Annotated in this window: 16 protein-coding genes and 2 pseudogenes; 2 read left to right on the top strand and 16 right to left on the bottom strand. The window is 63.6% G+C overall.

From position 1 onward, the window contains the following. Positions 1-3 precede the first annotated feature (3 nt). From asnB (HAP54_RS27490) to HAP54_RS27455, 8 genes are all read right to left on the bottom strand, one after another. On the bottom strand, positions 4-1,818 hold the full coding sequence (asnB, locus tag HAP54_RS27490) for an asparagine synthase (glutamine-hydrolyzing) (protein ID WP_166305651.1): 1,815 nt from the start codon (positions 1,816-1,818) through the stop codon (positions 4-6). A 176-nt stretch (positions 1,819-1,994) separates the two neighbouring features. Further along, a complete protein-coding gene (locus tag HAP54_RS27485; protein ID WP_248114444.1) occupies positions 1,995-3,200 on the bottom strand; it encodes a glycosyltransferase family 4 protein in 1,206 nt (401 codons plus the stop codon). Further along, positions 3,176-4,105 (bottom strand): NAD-dependent epimerase/dehydratase family protein, encoded by a 930-nt coding sequence (locus tag HAP54_RS27480; RefSeq protein ID WP_166305648.1) that lies wholly within the window; start codon positions 4,103-4,105, stop codon positions 3,176-3,178. The genes HAP54_RS27485 and HAP54_RS27480 overlap by 25 nt, the downstream gene beginning before the upstream one ends. 18 nt (positions 4,106-4,123) lie before the next feature. Continuing rightward, complete coding sequence (locus HAP54_RS27475; RefSeq protein ID WP_166305646.1) at positions 4,124-4,687, bottom strand: acyltransferase; 564 nt, start codon at positions 4,685-4,687, stop codon at positions 4,124-4,126. After that, positions 4,684-5,538 carry a methyltransferase domain-containing protein gene (locus tag HAP54_RS27470; RefSeq protein WP_166305643.1) on the bottom strand — a complete coding sequence of 285 codons (855 nt, stop codon included), beginning with the start codon at positions 5,536-5,538 and terminating at the stop codon, positions 4,684-4,686. The genes HAP54_RS27475 and HAP54_RS27470 overlap by 4 nt, the downstream gene beginning before the upstream one ends. An 8-nt stretch (positions 5,539-5,546) precedes the next feature. Continuing rightward, positions 5,547-6,635, bottom strand: a complete 1,089-nt coding sequence (locus HAP54_RS27465) for a glycosyltransferase (RefSeq protein ID WP_166305640.1) — start codon at positions 6,633-6,635, stop codon at positions 5,547-5,549. A 3-nt stretch (positions 6,636-6,638) separates the two neighbouring features. Beyond that, on the bottom strand, positions 6,639-8,477 hold the full coding sequence (gene asnB, locus HAP54_RS27460; protein ID WP_166305637.1) for an asparagine synthase (glutamine-hydrolyzing): 1,839 nt from the start codon (positions 8,475-8,477) through the stop codon (positions 6,639-6,641). A 2-nt stretch (positions 8,478-8,479) separates the two neighbouring features. Continuing rightward, entirely contained in the window at positions 8,480-10,033 is a 1,554-nt protein-coding gene (locus HAP54_RS27455) for a lipopolysaccharide biosynthesis protein (RefSeq protein ID WP_166305634.1), read from the bottom strand. A 305-nt stretch (positions 10,034-10,338) separates the two neighbouring features. Here HAP54_RS27455 and HAP54_RS27450 point away from each other — a divergent pair, with 305 nt between their 5' ends. Further along, on the top strand, positions 10,339-11,532 hold the full coding sequence (locus HAP54_RS27450) for a CaiB/BaiF CoA transferase family protein (RefSeq protein WP_166305631.1): 1,194 nt from the start codon (positions 10,339-10,341) through the stop codon (positions 11,530-11,532). 4 nt (positions 11,533-11,536) lie between these two features. Here HAP54_RS27450 and HAP54_RS27445 read toward each other — a convergent pair whose 3' ends face one another. From HAP54_RS27445 to HAP54_RS27410, 8 genes and pseudogenes are all read right to left on the bottom strand, one after another. Beyond that, on the bottom strand, positions 11,537-13,048 hold the full coding sequence (locus tag HAP54_RS27445) for a tripartite tricarboxylate transporter permease (RefSeq protein WP_029079940.1): 1,512 nt from the start codon (positions 13,046-13,048) through the stop codon (positions 11,537-11,539). A 22-nt stretch (positions 13,049-13,070) separates the two neighbouring features. Further along, positions 13,071-13,613, bottom strand: a complete 543-nt coding sequence (locus HAP54_RS27440) for a tripartite tricarboxylate transporter TctB family protein (RefSeq protein ID WP_166305628.1) — start codon at positions 13,611-13,613, stop codon at positions 13,071-13,073. Positions 13,614-13,684: 71 nt separating this feature from the next. After that, on the bottom strand, positions 13,685-14,788 hold the full coding sequence (mtnA, locus tag HAP54_RS27435; RefSeq protein ID WP_166305625.1) for an S-methyl-5-thioribose-1-phosphate isomerase: 1,104 nt from the start codon (positions 14,786-14,788) through the stop codon (positions 13,685-13,687). After that, positions 14,785-15,660, bottom strand: coding sequence for an S-methyl-5'-thioadenosine phosphorylase (locus tag HAP54_RS27430; protein WP_166305622.1), 876 nt, complete (start codon positions 15,658-15,660; stop codon positions 14,785-14,787). Before HAP54_RS27430 ends, mtnA begins: the two co-directional genes overlap by 4 nt. Before the next feature lie 211 nt (positions 15,661-15,871). Next, positions 15,872-16,792, bottom strand: coding sequence for a Bug family tripartite tricarboxylate transporter substrate binding protein (locus HAP54_RS27425; RefSeq protein WP_414646227.1), 921 nt, complete (start codon positions 16,790-16,792; stop codon positions 15,872-15,874). Positions 16,793-18,018: 1,226 nt separating this feature from the next. Further along, positions 18,019-18,815, bottom strand: a pseudogene (locus tag HAP54_RS27420) (enoyl-CoA hydratase/isomerase family protein). A 64-nt stretch (positions 18,816-18,879) separates the two neighbouring features. Next, positions 18,880-20,076, bottom strand: coding sequence for a pyridoxal-phosphate-dependent aminotransferase family protein (locus HAP54_RS27415; RefSeq protein ID WP_166305616.1), 1,197 nt, complete (start codon positions 20,074-20,076; stop codon positions 18,880-18,882). Between the two features lie 297 nt (positions 20,077-20,373). Next, positions 20,374-21,619: pseudogene (locus tag HAP54_RS27410) on the bottom strand (MFS transporter). Positions 21,620-21,722: 103 nt separating this feature from the next. On the opposite strand from HAP54_RS27410, the gene HAP54_RS27405 reads away from it, so the two are divergent. Next, a protein-coding gene (locus tag HAP54_RS27405; protein WP_166296389.1) for an IS3-like element ISRj2 family transposase occupies positions 21,723-22,852 on the top strand; the annotation gives its coding sequence in 2 pieces (ribosomal slippage) (positions 21,723-21,975 and positions 21,975-22,852; 1,131 coding nt in all). Positions 22,853-22,912 lie beyond the last annotated feature (60 nt).

Genomic DNA, 22,912 nt, shown 5'->3' with positions numbered 1-22,912 from the left:
TCTTCATGGGGCTCCAACCCGGAAGCGTTCGCCCCAGAGCGCCACGCAATAGAGCCGCCAGCGCATTCCGAGGTCGAGCCGGTGGAATTTCCTCTTCACTGCAGCCATGTCGACGTAGCGGGCCAGCAGCGTGCTGCCAATCACCTTGTCATACATCACCGGCGAGTGTCGGTTGAGCCAGAGCTGATCGGGAGCCGCAAAGCCGATCTTGTCCTTGCGCCAGCAGATGTTGGCCGGAAGAACGTCCTGCATGGCTGCGCGGAGCGGCCATTTTGTCCAGCCGTGATTGACCTTGATCCGGGTCGGCAAGCTCAGTGAAAATTCGACAAAGCGGTAATCGAGGAATGGCAATCGCGTTTCGACGCCGAACCGCATCGAATTCTTGTCCTCGAAACGCAGCAGCATCGGCAGGTTGGTTTCGGTGATCTCCAGAACCTGCATCTCACGTGCATCGTTGGTGTTTCGCGCAAAACGGCGCAGCGACTCCGGCAGGGCTGGACTCTTCAGGAACGCGTATCGCCAACGGTAGACGCCGGCTCGCAGTCCCGCCAGGCTGGCCCCGAACAAATACATCAACAGGCGACTGGCTGAAACGCCCGCCTTCCTGGCCGCGCCGAAGGCGGAGAAAAATCCGCGCACACCCGAGCGATGAAAGTGGTCGCGGAGCCAGGCCGCATAATAGCGATGATATCCGAGCAGCGTTTCGTCGCCGCCCTGACCATCGAGAAGCACAATCACGCCGTTCGCGCGCGCCGTCTTCATCACCTCATACTGCATCATGATCGAGGGGCCTCCGAACGGCTCCTCCTGAACCTCGAGCAGGGTTTCCGCCGTCGACGCGAAATCCTCGTAGCCCGGCTTGGTGCGCAACCAGTTCAGCTCGGCGCTTGCCACGATTTCGGCCGCGTAGGCTTCCTCGTTATTGGCGGCCTGCTCGCTGACTGCGGTGATGGCAAAGAAGCGATCGTTGGAGGTCGTCGCATAGCGCCGTGCTGCCAGCGTCGCGACGCTCGAACTGTCCAGTCCTCCCGACAGGCAGGTTCCGACGCGAACGTCCGAGCGCAGGCGCAGACGCGTTGCGTCGTCGAGCAGCTCTCGCAGCAATTTGGCTGCATCCTTCCCGTCAGCGACGTCCGGGCGAGGCGCCAGCGAATAATAGCGCTCCGTCCTGATCCGGCCTGTTGCCACATCGACGCGCATCTTGTGTCCGGGGGCGAGCTTCTCGATGCCCTTGAAAAAGGTGCGATTGGTATGGTCGCTGAGGCCGCAGACGAGAAAATCCCTGACAAGATCGTCGTCGGCGACGGAGCGCCCGATCAGCGGCAGCAACTGGCGAATCTCCGAACCGAATGCGAACTGCGTCGCCGTGTCGGCATAGTAGAATGGCTTCACACCGAAGCGATCACGCGCGCAGAACAGCGTATTGTCGCGCTCGTCATGGATCGCAAACGACCACATGCCGTTGAAGCGGTCGAGGCAGTTTTCGCCCCAGTGGACATAGGCGGCCAGCAGGACCTCGGTGTCGGACGCGGTGTGGAAGACATGTCCGAGCGCCTCGAGTTCCGCGCGGAGCTCGAGGTAGTTGTAGATTTCACCGTTGTAGGTGATCCAGATCGGAAGCAGCCTGTCGCGCATCGGCTGCGCGCCGTCTTCGGTCAGATCGATGATGGCGAGGCGCCGGTGTCCCAACCCGACATTGCCATTGACCCTCACGCCGCGCCCGTCCGGCCCGCGGTGAGCGACCAGATCGGTCAGTCGATCGACTTGATCAGCATCAACGAGCCCGTTCTTGGCGATGAGGCCGAATATGCCGCACACGTGGGACTAACCTGTTCGTCTGGGTTTCGTTGACAATTCGACAGGACGCGCAGTCTGGCCGCCGCGGCATGACATCCGACCCAGCGCCTGAGCTCTCCTCTACCCCGTTCACGCGATGAACGTCAACCTCGCCGGGTGAAGCAGCGCCCGCGCGATCTGCTGCGCGACCTCAGCTTCTATCTTGCGACTGGCTCACTGATCTCCTGACCGGCAGCCCGTCGCATGGTGGCCGCAAAACTCGCCGCAAAGGCGCGGACGCTGTCGTCCTGATGCGGGACGACGTTCCGAACGACGAGCCCGCGCGCCTGCTGTGAAACTTGCATCAGGTGGTCCGCGAGCGCGACCGGATCATTGACGCCGAAATAGCGTGCAGCCCCGTCGGTCTGCTCCTTGTGCACATCGAGATCGGACAGGATCATCGGAACGCCGAACGACTTCGCCTCCTCGACCGTCGTGCTCCACCCCTCGAAACGCGATGGATTGATCAGTGCGGTCGATGCCCGCAGCAGCGCGTAGACGTGTAACAAGGGGATCGTCCCAACATGGCGGAAATGCGCATCGAGGCCGCGCTCGCGAACCTGCGCGTTGACCAGTTCGTAATAGCCCGGCTCGCGGCGGTCCTCGGTGCTGCCGGAAGCACAGACCACCACGTTGGCGCCGCGCTTCTTCAGGATCGTCAGCGCGTCGACCACGAGCTGATGGTTCTTGTGACGGTAGAACTGATTGGGCAGGTAGAAATAGCTTTCCGGCAGGCCGTAGGTCGCGATCACCTCGGACGGATCCGTGTTCAGGAGAGCGGCCGGCGGCTGGGTTGCGAAGCGAACCACGCAGACATCGTTCCCGGCGCGCGGATAGTAGGTCCTGAAATCGCGATGCGCACTCTCGCTGCTCAGCATGATGGTCCGGCCCGACGCCATCTGGACGCGAAAGCCGATTTCGCGGCGCCAGCGTGCCATCCTCGGAAAGAGCTGAGGCAGAGATCGGTGTTGCAGGTCCGGAATCCACGCCACTACCGGGATAGCCAGCCGCCAGCCGAAGAAGTGTGCCGCTTCAACAACAACATCGATGCGCGCGGAGCGAAACGCCGCGGCGGCTCCGGGGTCCAGCCCAAGCCCCAGCGCCGCGGCTGAACCTGGCTGTCCATCGAATGCTGCCGACCGGACCACCTCAACACCCGGTGTTGCGGCAAGCTCCGCGAGTTCATTCTCATCGGCCGTATTCCCGGCAAAGATGACCGGAACGAATTCGCCAGGCAGAGACCAGGCGAGCGCCGCGAACAGATTGCGCTGATAATTGTATCCGCCAGCCCAAAGCCGACGCGAAATGTGACTGAACGCGATCCGCAACGGGCGCAACGTCACGAAGCCTGCCCCTTGAACCACGTCACGTAGTCGGCAAGGCCCTGATCGAGGGGAATGCGCCAATCGAACCCGATTTGGCGCAGCATTGCATCGTCGGCCAACAGGCTCACGGGATCGCCGGGCCGGCTTACGCCCGAGTGTCGCACTGCGGTGTTGCTTCCCCACTCCCGGATAAGGCCGGCCGCAATGTCGGCAACGCTCGTCCCACGGCCCGATCCGCCATTGATGACCCGGAACGTCTCCTGCGGCGACGGTTCCGCGACACTTGCAAGAAGCCTCGCGACGTCGCGAACGTCGGTCCAGTCGCGGATTTCGTTGCCCATCCCGCCGAGCGTGAGCAACGGCTCCCTGGCCTCGAGCCGCGAGCAGATGTCCCAGAGCAATTGTTTGCGCAGGTTGGGACCGTAGACCGAGAACAGCCGCACGACAGTGCAGCGGATGCCGAACGACTGCGCGTAGCTGCGGCACAATTGCTCCATCATGAACTTGTGTTGCCCATAGGGTGACATCGGAGCTGCGACGGCGCTTTCGGCGATCGGGCCGGTATGGTCGGCACCATAGACGGCGGCGCTCGACACCGCGATCACTGCGCAATCTGGCGCGGATCCACGCAACCATTCGAGCAGCCGCGCCGTGCTGGCGACAGTCCGTGTGAAATCCTCAAACGGCCGCTCAATCGAGACGCCGACGGACGATCCGCCGGCGAGGTGAAAGACCTGCGCCGGCAACCCGTGCACAGCCGCAAGCGTGTTGAGATTGGCCGCGTCGACCTCACCGTTGATCCAGCTCTGCAAACCGAGGCGCCGGGCTTCCGCCGCATCGACGGCTCCGTGCCCGACCCCATGCACCGCATGGCCCGGCGCGGCCAACTCCCGCACAAGATGGCGGCCGATGAACCCGTTCGCGCCTGTGACCCACACGATCATGCGATTGACCCAGCCAAACTAAGTTTCAAGGACTGACCTTACAAGACGTGCCGGGTTTCCGGCGACGACTGTGTCTTCGGCGACGTCCCCAGTGACTACCGAACCAGCCGCTACTATCGCGCGGGCGCCGATCCGAACGCCTCTCGTCAGGAAAACGCCAGCCCCGATCCAGGCATCGTCGTTGATCAGGACAGGACGCTCATCGAGATCTAGCTCACGCGGATGACCTTTGGTAAACATCTCCTGAATCTGCCGGTGGCGCGCCACGTGGTCCACAGGATGAGTGAGATTGTCGAAGACATTCACATCGTGCGCAATCAGCACCCGGTCTCCAATTCGCACGGATCCAGCGGACCATATCCGCGAATTCTCCCCGACATAACACCACGATCCGATTTCGATGCGCCCGCCATGGGCGAACGTCAAAAGCTCGCCTCGGATAATGCTGTTCGCACCAATGACGATGCAGTCGCTGTCACCGCGAATATTGCGGATGCGTGCAGTCGGCATCAGCCTGGCGTCCGACCCAAGGCGACAGGTCGCGCGCCCCAGCATCCGCTGCAGCCAGTAATCGAGATTCATCTGATCAACTCGATGCAGGCAATAGCGCGCGCGCAGCCAGCCCTGTCGTCGAGCCGGCCGCGTCCGCTATGCGGGTCAAATGCAGTCGCATTCGCAACCTCGGCCTCCGTTGCCCGACGCCAGCCCGTCTTCTCATAGCCGAAGAACTCGAGCTCGAAGGACGAAGGCGCAAAAGCGTCGATCAGGGTCTGGATCATCCCCCGGTCGAAGACCTGAAACCAGTTGAAGTTCTCATATCGCCCATATGGCACCGTGATCAGGCAACGTCCGCCGGGAGCAATGATCCGTCGAAACTCGCGCATCGCATCGGCAAAGCCATGCTTATTGGTTTCTGATTTAGCCGGATCATTGGTGTAGAGCATTGTGTTGTCCAGTCCGACATGCTCCAGGGTAGAAATGCTGACAATGGTGTCGAAGGCGCCATCCTCGAACCTCGTCTTGCGAAAATCCCCAAAGACGTAGGAATAGCCCTCGTACCAGTAACACCGCTTTTCCGGTGCCAACGTCATGATCGTCAGGTCCGCGTTGCGCAGTGGATCGCGGCCCAGAATGTAGTCGTGATTCAGCGTCGAGCCCGCGTCAAGCATTCGTCCCAGTCGGACACCATCGCGGCGCAACCGGTCGAACAGCCATGGATATTCGACTACCCTCTCATCGATGGCGATGCCAAATGCGTCAGGCAGCGGGCGCCCCGATCCAACGGCGGCCGTGTCGATCGCGGTCTGAATGCAGTCCTTCTTGCGCGTAAAGTAACCAACCGACCAGGGTCGACGCCCTCTAGCAAAGTAGACAGGCAATGCAGCCGCGTCAGCCAACTCCTTGATTCTAAAAACCAGACCGTCAACGTGCATGCCTGCTCCTAGACGCGCTCCAAGAGGTCTTCAAATAGGGCCCACTGGCGCCCTTTGCTATACAAATCTCCGACCACTCGCCGCCCCCGCTCGGCTTTCGCCTTCATTTCATCCCAGCCCCGCAAGCAATTCGCGATCTGGGTGAGGCAATCATTGCCCGACTCGTAGACCGCAATCGTCTGCCCATCCTCCATCCCCTCCGGATAATTGCCGGCGTCCGAGACGAGCAGCGCTCCGCAGCCCATCGCCTCGAAGCAGCGCATGTTGCCGCGATCGTTGCCGGCCATGTCGATTGCGCCGTTGAGCACGATCTTCGCCGATCCGAAGAGATCGTAGAGGTCCCTGCCGAACAGCGGCAACCTCGCGATCCGCGCGATGACCTCGGGACGCCGGTGCTTCCCCAGCGGCAATAATCGTCCGACCGGGCTTTCGGCAAGCCGTGTCAGCCGCGATGCATCGAGGCAGAATACGATGTTGCGATCAGCCGCCAGCGCCGCGACCTGCTCGAGCGTCCGGCCCCGCGCGCTGTGGTGCCGCGAATATCCACCGACAAACGCCACGTCGATCGGCCGTTCGCCGTGGCCGTATTGCTCCATCACCGGATCGACCGCAGGGAAGAACAGCTCTGCCCGGCACCCCTTGCTGCGCCAGGCCTCGAGGATCGAAGGGAAGTTTCCAAGCACCGCGCCATAGGCGGTCAGGTCGGCATTTCCGGAGGGTGCCGCGCGCCAGCACAGCGTCTTCTTCACGCAGCCGGGAAGCTTTGCGACGAACGGGCTCGGATAGCGCACCGGATCGAGATTGTAGAACACCTCGGTTCCGTGATGCTCGATCTGCGCAAGCAGGATTGCCTCGAGCGTCGGCGTCCCCTTGATGCCCTGCTCATGCGCCCATCGGCGCTGCAGCACTTCGTCGTCGCCGTTGGTGAAGAAGGCTTCGGGTGCGCGGTCGAGCACCGGCTTGAGGAAATGCGCCGCGCCAAAGCGATCGTGCAGGAACACGTCGCGCCGCGCCGCGAAGGTCGACGCCTTTGCCGCAAGCTGGTTCAGCCGCGGCAGATAGGACGGATAGAGACCGCTGTTCTGGAACAGACGCATTGCTTACGCGGACCTCGCCAACATCCATTTCATGTTCAGATACGGCCAGATCCGGCCGACGGATTCCCAACCCCAGCTTTGCGATGCCGTCAAGCGGCCGACCGCCTTTCGAAGCGGCACCTCGTCGACGAACTCGGCAAATGCCGGGACCTTCCGATCGAGCAGCTCTGCGGTCCAGCCGGCCAACGGCCCGTTCAGCCATTCCGGCATCGGCGAATTGAATCCGACCTTGCGGCGCGCAGTGCGGATGCTTTCGGGCATCAGGTTCGCCATCGCCTGCCGCGCCACCACCTTGGTCATGCCGTCGGCCGACTTGCTCGTTTCCGGCAGCGCCATCGTGTAGGTGACCAGCCGCCAGTCCATGAACGGCATCCGGACCTCGATCCCGTGCGCCATCGAGAGCCGGTCGAAATTGCGCAGGATGGTTGGCAGCGTGGTCGAGTGAAACATCCGGTAGAGACGCCGGTTCAGCGCGCCCCACGCGCTCGGCATTTCGTCATCCTCGGCGACCAGCCGCAACGGTGCGGGCATCGCCGCCGCGCCGCCACGCAGGAAGTAATACCCCTGCCGCCTGATCATCTGCGCCCGCAAGAAGTCGATGCCCCGCTGCGCCAGCTTCGATCGTGACGTGAGCGCGGTCGCTGCGTTCCGGATCCGGAATGCGGTCGACTGCCCCTCCTGCAGGTAGGCGCCCATCAATTCATCCGCGCCGTGACCGTCAAGCGACACGGTGACGTTCTGGCGCCGGAGTTCGCGGTAGATCAGCCACGGCGCGCTCGGCAGCCCGATATAGACGTCGTCATTGTCGTCGAGGATCCGGTCAAGGTCGATCAGCGCATCAGCGCGGCCGATCTCGAGAAAGCTCGGCACCACCTCGGCCCATGCGGCCGCTTCCTCCGCCATCGGCCGCTCGTCGTTGCTGTCGCCGGGAAAGGTCGCGACAAAGGCGTGCCGCCAGGCGGTGCTGTCGCGCGGTCCCATGCCGGCCTTCTCATGCGCCGACATGGTGCAGATCACCGCGGACGAGTCGAAGCCGCCGGACAGGCAAGTGCCGATCGGTACGTCGCTGCGCATGCGCAGCGCCACGGAATCCTGAAACAGCTCACGAAAGCGCGCCACGCGTTCGGCCTCGGTGTCCGGGATATCAGGCAGATGATCCACGGTTCGCCACCAGCGGCGCACCTGCACCTTGCCCTGGCGCAGCCACATGCAGTGGCCGCCCTGCAGGCGGCGCAGCTGCGCGAACAGGGTCCGCTCGCTGCCTTCGATCCCGAATGGGTCAAGCAACAGCCGCCGCGCCACGTCGATGTCGAGCGATGTCTCGATCAGTCCGCTCCGCGCCAGCGCCCGCTGCTCGGACGCGAAGACGAATCGCTCGGACGACAGCGCATAGAGCATCGGCTTGATGCCGAAACGGTCGCGCGCAAGGAACAGATCATCCGTGGCGGTGTCGTAGATCGCCAGCGCCCACATGCCGTTGAAGCGCAGCAGCATGTCCTCGCCCCACGCCTGCCAGGCGGCAAGGATCACTTCGGTATCGGACTGGCTGCGGAACACCGCGCCCTTCGCCTCGAGCTCGCGGCGCAATTCGAGGAAGTTATAGATCTCGCCGTTGTAGACGATCACATGGCGGCCATCGCCTGAGACCATCGGCTGATAGCCACCCTCGCCGGGATCGATGATGGCGAGCCGGCGATGGCCGAAGGCGACGTTTCGCTTGGCGTTGAACCAGATGCCCTCGCCGAACGGACCGCGATGCGCGATCAGACTGGTGAGCCGCGAGATCTCGGCCGGCTCCACGGCGGAGCCGCGCAGATTGACGATGCCTGCGATACCACACATGTCTAGGCGGCCTTGAAGGGCAAGAAGCGGGTGATGATGATGCGGAGGTCCCGCCGGCAGACGGCACGATAGGGACCAAGCTGCGACACGGCGACGGCGGCGACGAAGATTGCCGCCGCCGACACGCCGTAGAGCGACACCACATACCACCATGACGGCGCGTGGTCGAATGAGGTGTGGCCAAGCTGGGAGCGCAGCGCCAGCGCAACGGCGATCCCGGTGCCGAGCGGGACGAGGACGAAATGCAGCATCCGCGACCACATGGCTGAAAACCTGAAGGTCCGCCGCAACAGCAGCACCGTGGTGACCATCTGCGCGACCATCCCGACGCAGGTGCTCCAACCGGCCGCCTGCCAGCCGAAATACGGCAATGCGACGGCGCTGGTCGCGAGCGTGAAGACACCGGTGACGAGCGAGATCAGCGCGTTGGAACTGGAGCGCCCCTGCGACAGCAGATAGAACGCAAACACGTTGGCGCAGGACCCCAATATGCCGCTGATCGAGAGCACCACCAGCACCAGTTGCGCCTCGGCCGCCACCTCGGCGCCGGTCCATCGATATAGTAATGCGCCTGCGACCGGGATCAGGCCGCCGAGCGCGCTCGCGGCAAGCACATTGAGAATCCAGGACGAACGAAGCAGCAGGTCGACCTTGCGATCGTCATCCTCCTTTTGCAGCGTGCTGAAGAACGGGAACAGGATCTCGCCGACCTTCAGCACACCGATATAGACCGCCTCCTCCAGCCGCTGCGCAACACTGTAGAAGCCGACAAATTGCGGCTGCAGCAGCGCGCCGAGCAGATAGCGGTCCGCCTGCCCGGCAAACAGCGCGCCGCTTTGCGCAGCCACCTGCCAGCCGCCAAGCTTGACCAGTGCACGCAGCGCGTTGCGATCGAGCGCCGGCCGTGCCAGCCAGTCACCCATCGCGTGCCGCGACCAGGCGACGGCCATCAGGAAATTCGTTGCGAAGCCCAATGCCTGGCAACCGAGGAACGTCGAGGCGCGCGGCGCATGCGGGATCAGCAGCAGCATCGACATCGTCGTCACCACCGTGCCTGTGATGCTGATCGACGCGATCCGCCGATAATCCTGGCGCGCCGTGAACAGCGAGAGGAAGACCGCGAACAGGCACTGGCACAGCCAGCCGGCGCCGGCCAATGCAAAGGCAAGCCCCAGGTCGTCGCCAGCCGGGCCCCCCAGGTGAAATCCCAATCGCGCGAACGGCGCGCCCACAAGGCTGAGCACTACCGCGATCAGGCCGCCCACGACGAGGGCGAGCGCAAGGGCGGTCGCGAAGAAGCGCCGCGCATCGTCGCGATCGGACGATTCCAATCGTTGCGCGAGCTCGCGCGTCGTGGAGAGGCCAAGCGCGTTGCTGAACATCAGCGCAGGCGCGACGCAGGCTGTCACCAGGCCCGCAACACCGAACGCAGCGAGGCCAAGGCGGAAAATCACGAATGGCAGGATCGCAAGATTGAGCAGCACTGCGACCGCGAAGGCAGTCGCGTTCCATGCCGAGTTGCCGAGCAGATGGGATGGACCTTTCTTCACCGCCATGCCCGTTTTCGGTCCATCGCTTCGATACGCTTCAAGTGTCTATTCCATAAGGGCAAAACCCGTTCGGCTCGGCGACGGGCTAGCAGCCGCCGGGGTGATTGTCGAGGGTTGGCAGATGGTAGTGCCGGCGAGCAGGCCCGGCTGGCCCAAATCACCGCCAAGGGACGAACCGATCTTCACGGAACCATGGCTGGTTGTTTCCGGCCCGGCCTGTCGTCCGGGTAACAGTTGGAAAGGTCAGCCAAATTGTCTAAGGCAGATAGGCAGTAGCCCCCAGAGCGGCCCGCCAAACAAGAGGTGTCTCAATGCCCTTTCCTCGCGCATCCCAAGCCCTGTCCCGTTTCACCGTGCTGGATTTGACCCGGGTCCGGTCGGGGCCGACCTGCGTGCGCCAGCTCGCCGACTGGGGTGCCAACGTCATCAAGATCGATGCGCTGCTGGAGGACGGCGGCGGCGAGCAGCCGGGCGGCCCCCGCGGCGGGTCCGATTTCCAGAACCTGCATCGCAACAAGCGCGCCATGACCTTGAACCTGAAAGACCCCAGGGGGCTCGAGGTGTTCAAGCGGCTGGCCGAACAGGCTGATGTCGTGGTCGAAAACTTCCGGCCGGACGTCAAGGCCAAGCTCGGCATCGACTATGAGAGCATCTGCAAGATCAATCCGCGGATCGTCTATGGCAGCATCTCCGGCTTCGGCCAGGGCGGCCCCTATCACAAGCGCCCGGGGTTCGATCTGATCGCGCAGGGGATGGGCGGCCTGATGTCGGTGACCGGCGCGCCCGGCGAGGGGCCGATGCGGGTTGGCATTCCCGTTGCGGACCTGACCGCGGGCCTGTTCTGTGCGCTCGGCATCCTGACCGCGCTGCTGGAGCGCGATGTTTCCGGCGAAGGCCAATGGGTGCAGACCTCGCTGCTGCAGGCGCAGATCTTCATGCTGGATTTCCAGGCGGCGCGCTGGCTGATGGAAAAGGAAGTCGCCAAGCAGGCCGGCAACAACCATCCGACCTCGATCCCGACCGGCGTGTTCACGACCTCCGACGGCTACATCAACATCGCCACCACCGGAGGACGAATCTGGGAGCGCTGCGCACAGGCGATCGGCGCGCCCGATCTGGTCACCGACCCCGACTATGCAACCGCACCGGCGCGCTCGAAGAATCGCGACGCGCTCAATGCGCGGATCGACGCGCTGACCCAGAAGAAGTCGACCGAGACCTGGGTGCAGGAGCTGAACGCCGCCGGCGTGCCGTGCGGGCCGATCTATTCGATCGACCAGATGTTCGAGGATGCCCAGGTCAAGCATCTCGGCATGGCCCAGCACGTTCCCAATGACGAGAACCGGCATATCCAGCTGGTCAGCCAGCCCGTGACGCTGTCGCGGACCCCGAGCAGGATGGCGGCCCGTCCGCCGGAATTCGGCGAGCAGACCGAGGAAGTCCTGGCCGAATTCGGCTTCGACAAGGACGAGATCGCCGAGCTCCGGCAGCGCAAGGTCGTCTGACCCCTCACGCCTTTGCCGGCCGCACCAGACGCGCGACGCCGGCAAAGGCCCGATCGATCACCGGCCAGAACAGCAGCACGATCGCCAAGGTCGTGATGGTGCCGACGAGGCCGTTCGACCAGAACACCTTCATATCGCCGCCGGAACCGATCATCGAGAGCCGGAATGCGTCCTCGGCACGGCTGCCGAGCACCAGCGCGAGGGTGAATGGCGCAAGCGGGATGCCGATCTTCTTGAAGACGTAGCCGACGACACCGAAGCCCAGCATCAACCAGATGTCGAACATCGCGTTCTGGATCGCATAGGCGCCGATCGCGCAGGACACCACGATCATCGGCGCGACCGCCGCGAACGGTACCCGGAGGATCGAGGCGAAGATCGGCACGGTGGTCAGCACCAGCACGAGGCCAACGACGTTGCCGAGATACATCGAGGCGATCAGGCCCCAGACGAAGTCTTTGTGCTCGACGAACAGCAGCGGGCCCGGGTTGAGGCCCCACACCATCAGGCCGCCAAGCAGGATCGCCGCAGTCCCCGAGCCGGGAATGCCGAGCGCGAGCATCGGCAACAGCGCCGAGGTGCCCGAGGCATGCGCGGCGGTCTCCGGCGCGAACACGCCCTCGATGCGGCCCTTGCCAAAACTTTCCGGATCCTTGGCGAAGCGCTTGGCGAGATTGTAGCCCATGAAGGAGGCCGCGATCGCGCCGCCCGGCGTGATCCCGAGCCAGCAGCCGATCACGGACGAGCGCAGCAGCGTCACCCAGTATTTCGGCAGGTCCTTCCATACCGAGAGCACCACGCGCAGGCTGATGCCGGCGGCGTGTCCACGCAGCGCCAGGCGCTCCTCCATCGTGAGCAGGATCTCGCTAATGCCGAACAGGCCGATCACCGCGACGAGGAAGTTGATGCCGCGCAGCAGCTCCGCGGAGCCGAAGGTCATGCGCAGCTGCCCGGACACCGTATCCATGCCGACGCCGGCGAGCAGCAGCCCAAGCGACATCGAGATCACCGTCTTGTGCTTGGCCTCGCGGCCGAGGCCGACGAACGAACAGAAGGTCAGGAGGTAGACGGCGAAGAACTCCGGCGGGCCGAACTTCAGCGCGAACGACGAGATCATCGGCGCCAGGAAGGTGATCAGGAGCACCGCGACCAGCGAACCGATGAAGGACGAAGTGAACGCGGCCGTCAGCGCTTCAGCCGCCCTGCCTTGCTGCGCCATCGGATAGCCGTCGAAGGTGGTCGCGACCGACCAGGCCTCGCCGGGAATGTTGAACAGGATCGAGGTGATGGCGCCGCCGAACAGTGCGCCCCAATAGATGCAGGACAGCATCACGATGGCGGACGTCGGATCCATCGTGAAGGTCAACGGCAGCAGGATCGCGACGCCATTCGGACCGCCAAGCCCGGGCAGCACGCCGACGAAGATGCCGAGCACGAGGCCGACCATCATCAACAGCAGCGTCTTCCACGTCAGCAGGACGGCGAAGCCGTGCAGCAACAGACCGAAGGCTTCCATGTCTCGAAATCCTGTCGGTTGGCTAGCGGCCGAGAGCCGCTTCGAGCGGCCCCTTCGGCATGATGACGTCGAACGCGACGTCGAACGTTATGAACATCACGGCGGTGAAGACGAAGGCAGTCAACAGCGACTTCCACAGCGCGATCTTGCCGACCAGGCGCATGAAGCCCGCGATCAAGAGAAAGCTCGCGACATAGAGGCCGAGATATTGAGTGGCGAAGCAGAACAGCAATGTCGGCACGAACACCGCCATCACCCGGCGCAGCTGGGCGCGGGTGACGAAGGTCTCGGCGGCTTCCCGGCGCGAGAGGAAGGCGGCGCCCAGGCCGTAGAGGCTGGCGCCGCCGAGGATGACCGAGAGATAGAACGGAAAATAGCCCGGTTGCGGCCCGGTCGAATCCCACGAGGCGCCGGTGCGCCAATTGTCCCAGCCGAGCACCAAAGCGAGCACAAGCAAAAGCAGCGAGACGACGACGTCGACGACGCCGGTGCTGACGACCGCAGGCGAGTTCTCTTCAGGCGCGGTCGGATCGTCGACGACGATCTCAAGTTCGGTATTGGACATGGACGAGACGGTCTCGGTTGCGAGGGCAACGATTGGATAGCGCGCTGATACAATCACCGTCAATGCAGCCTTCAGCTAACGCCGGAACGTTCGGGAAACGCGCTCGCAAGTGCAGCACGGCTAGCGTTGAGGACGCCGCGCTCGGTGATCAATCCCGTCACCAGCCTGGCCGGCGTCACGTCGAAGCCGAAATTGGCGACGGAAGAGCCTTCCGGCACCACGCGCACGGTCTCGATCCGTCCATCAGTCGTGCGCCCGGTGAGGTGCGTCACCTCGGCGGCCGCGCGCTGCTCGATCGGAATCTGTTTGATGCCGTCATCGATACGAAAGTCGATGGTCGGCGACGGCAGCGCAACGTAGAACGGCACGCCGTTGTCATGGGCCGCGAGCGCCTTCAGATAGGTCCCGATCTTGTTGCAGACGTCGCCATTGGCGGCGACGCGGTCGGTTCCGACAATCGCAAGATCAACCATTCGATGCTGCATCAGATGGCCACCGGTGTTGTCAGGGATCACGGTGTGCGGCACGCCGTGATGCCCGAGCTCCCAGGCGGTCAGCGAGGCACCCTGATTGCGCGGCCGCGTCTCGTCGACCCAGACATGGACCGCAATGCCGCGATCATGCGCCTGGTAGATCGGCGATGTCGCCGTTCCCCAATCCACCGTTGCAAGCCAGCCGGCATTGCAATGCGTCAGCACGTTCACCGGCTCGCCCGGCTTCTTCGTCGCGGCGATTTGCTCGATCAGGGCAAGGCCGTGGCGGCCGATATCGCGGTTGATCTCGACATCCTCGTCGGCGATTTCGCGGGCGCGGGCATAGGCGGCTTCCGCGCGGGCTGAAGCTGCGAGCGGCGCGAGCGCGCGCTGCATCTCGTCGATCGCCCACTTCAGATTGATCGCGGTCGGCCGGGTCGCAGCGAGCATCTTGCCGGCCCGCGCGAGCGCCGCGTCGGACGCATCGGCGCGCATCGCAAGCGCCATGCCATAGGCTGCGGTGGCGCCGATCAGCGGCGCGCCGCGCACCAGCATCGAGCTGATCGCCTCGCCGGCCTCCTCCGCTGTCGTGAGCCTGGCGATGATGAACTCATGCGGCAGCCGCCGCTGATCGATCGCGCCGACCGACCAGCCGTCGGGCTCGAGCCAGATGCTGCGAAAATGCCGTCCATCGACCTTCATGCGTTCAACACCCTTCCGGCGACGGCATCGAGCTTGGCAAGCAACTGCGGATCGCGCGCCGTGGGCGCCGTGATCAGCGCGGTGTCCAGTGCACGATCTGAGCCCATCGGACACGGCTCGTGCTCGCGCGGGAAATCCCGCGCCAGACGCGCGACCAGCGCCTTTGCCTTCTCGGCGTTCGAATTCAGCACGCGGATGATATCCTGCACCGTCACGGCATCATGCGCCGGATGCCAGCAATCGAAATCGGTCACCATCGCCACGCTGGCGTAGCAGATCTCGGCCTCACGGGCGAGCTTGGCTTCCGGCATGTTGGTCATGCCGATCACCGAATAGCCCTGCGCCTTGTAGGTCAGGCTTTCGGCGAGCGAGGAGAATTGCGGCCCTTCCATGCAGAGATAGGTGCCGCCGCGCGCAAACGCGATGCGCTCGGCCTCGGCCGCGGCCGCGAGATGCTTCACCAGCAACGGCGACACCGGATGCGCCATCGAGACATGCGCGACGCAGCCCTTGCCGAAGAACGAGCTCTCGCGCCTGTGGGTGCGATCGACGAACTGGTCGACCAGCACGAACGTGCCCGGCGGCAACTCCTCCTTGAACGAGCCGCACGCGGACAGTGCAACAAGGTCGGTAACCCCCGCCCGCTTCAGCACGTCGATATTGGCGCGATAGTTGATGTCGGACGGCGACAACGCATGTCCCTGGCCGTGCCGCGGCAGGAACACGATCGGCAGTCCCGCCATCTCGCCGCGGCGCAGCGGCGCCGACGGCTCGCCCCACGGGCTCGTGATCGCTTCCTCGCGGACATTTTCCAGGCCCGGCAGGTCGTAGATGCCGGATCCGCCGATGATGCCGAGAACGGCTTTGCTCATGATCGCTCCTCACAGTCCCGCCGGACATTCCGCCATAGTGCGGCGCAATATCGATGGGGTGGCTGCGCGATGCAAGGCGATTCCGGACCGACGGCGAAGCGATGCGGCCGGTCATTCCGGGGCGCCCGAAGGGCGAACCCGGAATCTCGAGATTCCGGGTTCGATGCTCCGCATCGCCCCGGAATGGCGGAAGACGTCACAACCGCCATCGCTACTTCGCGACGAAGCCCGCCGCATTCATCAGCGAGGCGTTCAGCTTGTCGTCATCCTCGAGGAACTCGACCATGTCCTTGCCGGTGAGGAAGATCGGCTTCAACGCCTGCTTCTCCATATAGTCCTTGTATTCAGCCGTCTGCGTCACCTTCTGGAACAGGTCGGCATAGAACGCCTGTTGCTCCTGCGTGACCTTGCCCGGCAGGAACATCGCGCGCAGCATCAGGTACTGCAGGTCGAGCCCCTCTTCCTTGCAGGTCGGGATATCGTTCCAGGATTGCGTCTCGGTGACCTTGGTCTTGTAGGAGATCCGCTCCTTGTCGAACACGCAGAGCGCGCGAACCTGGCCGGCCCGCCAGACTTCGAGGTTCTCGCTCGGATTGTTGACGTTGGACTCGGTGTGGCCGCCGACCAGCTGGGTCGCAGCCTCGCCGCCGGATTTGTACGGCAGGTAGGAGAACTTTGCGCCGGTCTTCTGCTCCATGAACACGGTCAGCACGTGATCTTCGCGCTTGGAGCCCGTGCCGCCCATCTTGAACGGCGCGCTTGCCGCCTTGGCGGCCTCGATGAACTCCTTCACGGTCTTGGGACCCGATGCATTGTCCCACAACACGAACTGATCGAGCGCAATCACCGACACCGGCGTGAGGTCGCGCCAGTTGAAGGGAATTTTCGCCGACAGCGGCAGCATGTAGATCAGCGCTTCGGCACCCGACGCGCCGCCCTTCAGCGACACCACCATCGGCTGCTTCATCAGATTGTTCTTCTGGATCGCCGCCTGCATCATCCGCGCCATCTGGTCGGAGGCGCCACCGGCACCGGCCGCAACCACGATCTCGACCGGCTTGCTCGGCTCCCAGCCGGCAAAGGCCGGCGTGCTCAGCAGCAAGGCCGCGATGGCAGCCGTGGTTTTCACAATCTGTCCCACGTGTTTCTTCCCTATCTATTTGTTCGGCTTGGCGAAAACCTGCGAATTGGCGGGTGCCGTCATTGTGCCGAGAATGCGGGTGAGTTCAAGCCGCGAACTGCCGCAGCACGTATGACTTTGGAATGAGGTGGGTGTGTCGGTTCGCACTGACATTAGCAGTCCCGTCATCCTGAGGAGCGCGTAGCGCGTCTCGAAGGATGCACGGCCACCAGCCGGGCCGTACATCCTTCGAGGCTCGCTCAGCTCGCACCTCCAGCGACAAAGGCGAAGCCTTTGCGCGGGGATGACGGTCCTATTCGGATTCGAATGGCAAACAACATGCTCGATGGTCATCACCCGCGCATGCGGGTGATCCAGTATTCCAGAGACGCCGGAGCTTGAGCCGAGCGGCCGCGGCGTACTGGATCGCCCGGTCAAGCCGGGCGATGACAGGTGAGGATGGGGATACAGCATCGCATTCTCGCGACATGAATCGTCCGAGTCTTACATCTCGTTCCGCCCTCTCATCAAACAGAGGGCGCAGGGAAAGCCGGGTGCCGATTGCACCCATGGGTCCCGTGCAACAGGAAGCACGGGAGGTAGGACCACAGGTGTCACCGGGAACTCCGGCTTTCCCTGCGCGATGGGTTACGGCTTATTTCGTGCTCTCCCCGGCGAGACCGGGCTTTGTTGTCACCGCCCTCGCAAAAACGCTTGCGCGTTTTGCGAGGGGACACCTACCGCTGGGGCGTCAGGACCACACGACTTCACCGTCCGCTTCGCGTGCTCTCGTCAGCGCCACGCTCGGCGTCCACCGCATCCCACACCGCGTTCGTGACTACCGCGAAGCGCCCCTCGATCGGGTGAGACGGCGGAGTCATAACACTGAGCTGCCCTTACGATAAACCGAAATATTTTTCGCGGAAGGGCTGGACAGGGTGTGTCGCATTGATTTGTCGGGTGAAATTAGATTTTACGCGCATATTCACCCTCTCCAGGTCACGCCGATGGAAATTTGAAACCGAAGAGTGGGGTCGCCCGTACAATTGCAATCGGACGACCCCTGCCGACCACTTCCAATTGCCCCCTGCCATTCAACAGGTGCGATAGCCGACCCCACAAATACGCAGCAACCATGATCCGGTTTTGCTGCGCAATCCGGTCATTCCTTTTCATCTGACCAGTTTGGGCTATATGGCGTGCGTTGGCGCGACCTGGAGCAAAGCGTGAAACCGCCGCTACTTGCCCTTGAAGTTCGGCGCGCGCTTGTTGAGGAAGGCGTCCATGCCTTCGCGGAAATCCTCGCTCATGTAGGCGCGCAGGATCAGGTCTTCGCCTTCCTCGCGCGACAGCGTGCGGCGGATGCGGCGCACCGCTTCCTTGGTCACTTCGAGCGTGATCGGCGCATGGCCGGCGACAAGCTTGGCGGTCTCGTTGGCGCGGCGCTGCAGCGTCTCCACGTCGGGAACGACTTCGTTCAGGAGCCCGAGCGCCAGCGCCTCCGGTGCCTCGACCAGGCGCGCTTTGAAGATCAGATCCTTGGTCCGCGCCGGGCCGATCAGCGAGACCAGCCGCGAGATGTTGGACATCGAGAGGCAGTTGCCGAGCGTGCGCGCGATCGGGAAGCCGATCCGTGTCGCCTCGGTACCGATGCGGATGTCACAGCATGCGGCGATGCCGGCGCCGCCACCGGTGCACGCGCCGGCGATCGCTGCGATGACGGGCACGCGGCATTGTTCGAGCGTTCCCAGCACGCGGTCGATCCGCGCCTCATAATCCAGCGCATCCTGCGCGGTCTTGAAGGCCCGGAACTGCGAGATGTCGGTGCCCGAGGCGAACGCCTTGTCGCCGGCACCGGTCATGATCAGCGCCTTGATGAGTGATCCTGATTGATGTTCTCGCAGATCGAAGCCATCTGCTCATACATCGCAAAGGTCAGCGCGTTGCGCGCCTGCGGCCGGTTGAACGTGATGCGCGCGATCCCGTCCTCGACGGAATAGATCAGGTCTTCGGTCGAAGTGACGGGCGCGTTCATGTCTCGCTCTTTCTGTTGTCTACGATTCGATTTCAGGCGACGGCCTTTTTAAGCAACAGCCTCTTCAAGCAACAGCCTTGGACGCCTGCGACGGGTCGCGTCCCTTCAGGACTTCCATCGCCGCCAGCACGCCGCCACTGCGATGCGGCACCTTGGCGAGATCAAGCCCCATCTCGACGCCGGACAGCGTGCCCATCAGCATCAGGTCGTTGAAGTGACCGATATGCCCGATCCGGAATACCTTGCCCTTGACCTTGTTGAGGCCGGTGCCGAGCGACATGTCGAAATTATCAAGCACGACCTTGCGGAAATGATCGGCGTCATGGCCATCAGGCACCCGCACCGCGGTCAGCGCCGGCGAGTGCGCGCCCTGTTCCTGGCACTGCGTCTCGAGGCCCCAGACCTTGATCGCGGCGCGCGTCGCCTCGCTGTGGCGCTTGTGGCGGGCGAAGACGTTGTCGAGCCCCTCCTCCTCCAGCATCTTCACGGCCTCCCTGAGGCCGAACAGGAGATTGGTTGCGGGCGTGTACGGCCAGGTGCCGGCCTTGTTGATGTTGATGACCTCCTGCCAGTCCCAATAGGAGCGCATCGCGGGATTGGCCTTGGCCACTGCCAGCGCCTTCTCCGACACGGCGTTGAAGCCGAGGCCGGGCGGCAGCATCAGTCCCTTCTGGGAGCCGGCGATCGACACGTCGATCCCCCAGGCATCGTGCTCATATTCAAGCGAGCCGAGGCCCGAGATGGTATCGACCATCAGCAGCGCCGGATGCTTCAACGTGTCGAGGATCTTGCGGACGTCGCGCGGATAGGTCACGCAGGCGGTCGAGGTCTCGTTATGGACCACGCAGACGGCCTTGATCTTGTGCGCCTTGTCGGCGGCAAGCCGCGCCTCGATCTGCTCGAGGTCGGCGCCGTGGCGCCAGTCGCCGGGAATGAAATCGACGTCGAGCTTGAACTTGTCGGCGATGCCGTGCCACAGCACGGCGAATTGCCCGGTCTCGCACATCAAAACCTTGTCGCCGGGCTGCAGCGTGTTGACGATCGCAGCCTCCCAGGCTCCGGTCCCCGACGAGGGGTAGATGATCACGGGCTGCTTGGTGCGGAACACACGCTGCATCGCCGAAAGCACGGCAAAACCGATCTCGGCGAATTCGGCACCGCGATGGTCCATGGTCGGCATGTCCATGGCCCGCAGCACCCGGTCCGGCACGTTGGTCGGTCCCGGAATCTGGAGAAAATGCCTTCCAGTATGCACGGTCATGAGCGTCTTCCCGGTCTTGTCTTGGTCGTGGTGAGCCGCTCGCATATCACTATTCGCCGGGTTTGTCCTAGGCCCGGCGAGGGGCCGTCATGCATATCTGACGGCGCTCCACCGGGGCCGGCAGCCCCTCATTCGGCCGAGGCTATCGAGGTTGGGGAATCGACGCGATCATCGTCCCCGTAAAACTCGTCATGCCCGGGCTTGTCCCGGGCATCCACGTCTTCGTTTCCGGGCAAAGATAGACGTGGATGGCCGGGACAAGCCCGGCCATGACGCTGCCATATGCGATGGCCCTATTCACTCGGCGGCCACCACCTTTCCCGGTGCCACCGGTTCGCTGGTCTCCTCGAACGGCCGCTCCGGGTGCATCAGCAATGCCGAGAAACCTCCGACCAGCAAGAGCCCCATCGACATCAGGAACGGCAGGTACCAATTGCCGGTCGCGTCGATGACGAAGCCGGCGACCAGCGGCGAGACGATGGCCGCAAACGCCGAGCCGGAGTTCATGATCCCCGCGGCGGTGCCGGAATATTTCGCCGCGATGTCCATCGGGATCGACCACATCGGGCCGATCACGAGCTCGGCGCAGAAGAAGCCGGCCGACAGGCTGAGCGCGACCACCGTGATGTCGTGAACGAACAGGATCGGCATCAGGGACAGCAGCGCGCCGGCGAATCCCACGATCGTCACGCTGAGCCGCGCCAGACGCACATTGCCGGTGCGCTCGAGGATGCGGTCGGAGATGACGCCGCCGATGCTGTCGCCGACGACGCCGGCGAAGAAGACGCCGGATGCGAACAGCGCCGAGTTCTTCAGGTCGAGGCTGTAGTTGTTCTTGAAGAACAGCGGCAGCCAGTTGAGGTAGAGCCACAGGCACCAGCCGTAGCAGAAATAGGTCAAGGTCACCGGCCACATGCGCTGCAGCAGCGGGCCCCACGGCACCTTGGGCCGCTCGCCCTGCGGACGCGGCGGCAACGTCGCAAGCTCGGCTGCGGTGATCGAGCCATGGTCGCTCGGCTCGTTGCGGAAGTACCAGACCCACGCGACGCCCCAGATCAGACTGACAATACCGAGCGCGATGAATGCGCCGCGCCAGGTCAGCCATAGGATCAGCAGCGCTACCACCGGCGGGGTGACGGCATTGCCGAGCCGCGCGAACGAATGCGTCAGCCCTTGCGCGAAGCCGCGCCGCTTTGGCCGGCGTCCAGTACTGCATGGCGCGCGTCGCGGTGGGAAAAGTCGCGCCTTCGCCGAACCCGAGCGCGAAGCGGGCAACGAACAGCGCGGCGAGACCATGGACAAAGCCGGTCATGATGGTCGCCGCAGCCCAGATCATACCGCACCAGAACAAGGTCTGGCGCGGTCCGAAGCGATCGCCGACCCAGCCGCCGATCACCTGGAACAGCAGATACGGATAGGCGAAGGCCGAGAACACCAGGCCGAGCTCGGTGTTTGACAGGCCGAGCTCCTTCTGGATATCGCCGGCCGCGGTACCGATGTTCACCCGGTCGACATAGGTGATGAAGTACATCACGCAGAGCATGGCCAACACGACATGAGAGCTGGCTCCGCAAATTCGGACAGTAGCTTGAGTGGATTTTCTGCCTGACAGCGGCGAGGATTCTTGCCGCGAATCAGGAGCGAAGATGACGAAGAAGAGCCGCCGGATGCATTCTCCGGCATTCAAGGCGAAGGTTGCTTTGGCTGCGGTCAAAGGCGAGAAGACGCTGGCGGAGCTGGCGCAACTGTTTGATGTTCATCCGAACCAGATCACGATCTGGAAAAACCAGCTCCTGGAAGGCGCCGCCGGCGTGTTTGGGCATGACAAGGCGTCGGCCGAGACGCCGGTCGATTTGAAGGCGTTACATGCCAAGATCGGCGAGCTGGCGTTGGAAAACGATTTTTTGTCCGGCGCGCTCACCAAGGCGGGCCTGCTGAGCGCAAAGCGATGATCGACCGCGGTCATGATCTTTCTATCGTGCGCCAGGCGAAGGTCCTGAAGCTGGCTCGCAGCACGGTCTACTATGAACCTCGGCCAGTTTCGGCCGAGGACCTTGCCTTGATGCGTCGGCTCGATGAGCTGCATCTCGATTATCCCTTCGCGGGAGCGCGTATGCAGCGATCGTTGCTGCGGCGGGAGGGCGTATACGCCGGTCGCCGCCACATCGCGACGCTGATGAAGCGCATGGGGATCGAGGCGGTCTATCGTCGCCCGAACACGAGTAAGCCGGCACCGGGTCACAAGATCTACCCGTACCTGTTGCGCGGATTGAAGATCGAGCGGCCCGACCAGGCGTGGGCAATGGACATCACCTACATTCCGATGCGGCGTGGCTTCGTCTATCTCGCGGCGGTCGTCGATGTGTTCAGCCGACGGGTCCTGGCCCATCGCGTCTCGATCACAATGGAGGCGGCCTTCTGCGTCGAAGCGGTCCAGGAGGCGTTGGCGAAGCACGGCAGGCCCGAGATTTTCAACACGGACCAGGGCAGCCAGTTCACCAGCCTCGAGTTCACCGATGTGCTGCTGGACGCGAAGATCGCCATCAGCATGGACGGCAAGGGCGCCTGGCGCGACAACGTGTTTGTCGAGCGGCTCTGGCGCACGGTCAAATACGAAGAAGTTTATCTCCGCGCCTACGACAGCGTGTCCGAGGCGCGAGCGTCAATTGCCAAGTATCTGGCCTTCTACAATCAGGGACGCCCTCACTCGAGCCTTGACGGGCGCACGCCCGACGAGGCTTACTTCGGCACGCAAGCTATGGTGATGGCCGCATGACCGTCGCCGACGATTTTGTCGTCGCTCTGGTCGGGCTACGCCCTCCCGACGCAACGACAA

This window comes from Bradyrhizobium sp. 2S1, from assembly GCF_011516625.5.
Taxonomy (GTDB): domain Bacteria; phylum Pseudomonadota; class Alphaproteobacteria; order Rhizobiales; family Xanthobacteraceae; genus Bradyrhizobium; species Bradyrhizobium septentrionale.
Note: the sequence above shows the minus strand (reverse complement) of the source record. Positions and strands in the feature narration are given on the sequence as shown.

What these genes read in the sequence shown, in the direction of transcription:
- HAP54_RS27480 (WP_166305648.1), bottom strand. Translation starts at nt 4,105, where the DNA reads ATGATCGTGTGGGTCACAGGCGCGAACGGGTTCATCGGCCGCCATCTT.
- HAP54_RS27475 (WP_166305646.1), bottom strand. Translation starts at nt 4,687, where the DNA reads ATGAATCTCGATTACTGGCTGCAGCGGATGCTGGGGCGCGCGACCTGT.
- HAP54_RS27470 (WP_166305643.1), bottom strand. Translation starts at nt 5,538, where the DNA reads ATGCACGTTGACGGTCTGGTTTTTAGAATCAAGGAGTTGGCTGACGCG.
- HAP54_RS27465 (WP_166305640.1), bottom strand. Translation starts at nt 6,635, where the DNA reads ATGCGTCTGTTCCAGAACAGCGGTCTCTATCCGTCCTATCTGCCGCGG.
- asnB (WP_166305637.1), bottom strand. Translation starts at nt 8,477, where the DNA reads ATGTGTGGTATCGCAGGCATCGTCAATCTGCGCGGCTCCGCCGTGGAG.
- HAP54_RS27455 (WP_166305634.1), bottom strand. Translation starts at nt 10,033, where the DNA reads ATGGCGGTGAAGAAAGGTCCATCCCATCTGCTCGGCAACTCGGCATGG.
- HAP54_RS27450 (WP_166305631.1), top strand. Translation starts at nt 10,339, where the DNA reads ATGCCCTTTCCTCGCGCATCCCAAGCCCTGTCCCGTTTCACCGTGCTG.
- HAP54_RS27445 (WP_029079940.1), bottom strand. Translation starts at nt 13,048, where the DNA reads ATGGAAGCCTTCGGTCTGTTGCTGCACGGCTTCGCCGTCCTGCTGACG.
- HAP54_RS27440 (WP_166305628.1), bottom strand. Translation starts at nt 13,613, where the DNA reads ATGTCCAATACCGAACTTGAGATCGTCGTCGACGATCCGACCGCGCCT.
- mtnA (WP_166305625.1), bottom strand. Translation starts at nt 14,788, where the DNA reads ATGAAGGTCGATGGACGGCATTTTCGCAGCATCTGGCTCGAGCCCGAC.
- HAP54_RS27430 (WP_166305622.1), bottom strand. Translation starts at nt 15,660, where the DNA reads ATGAGCAAAGCCGTTCTCGGCATCATCGGCGGATCCGGCATCTACGAC.
- HAP54_RS27415 (WP_166305616.1), bottom strand. Translation starts at nt 20,076, where the DNA reads ATGACCGTGCATACTGGAAGGCATTTTCTCCAGATTCCGGGACCGACC.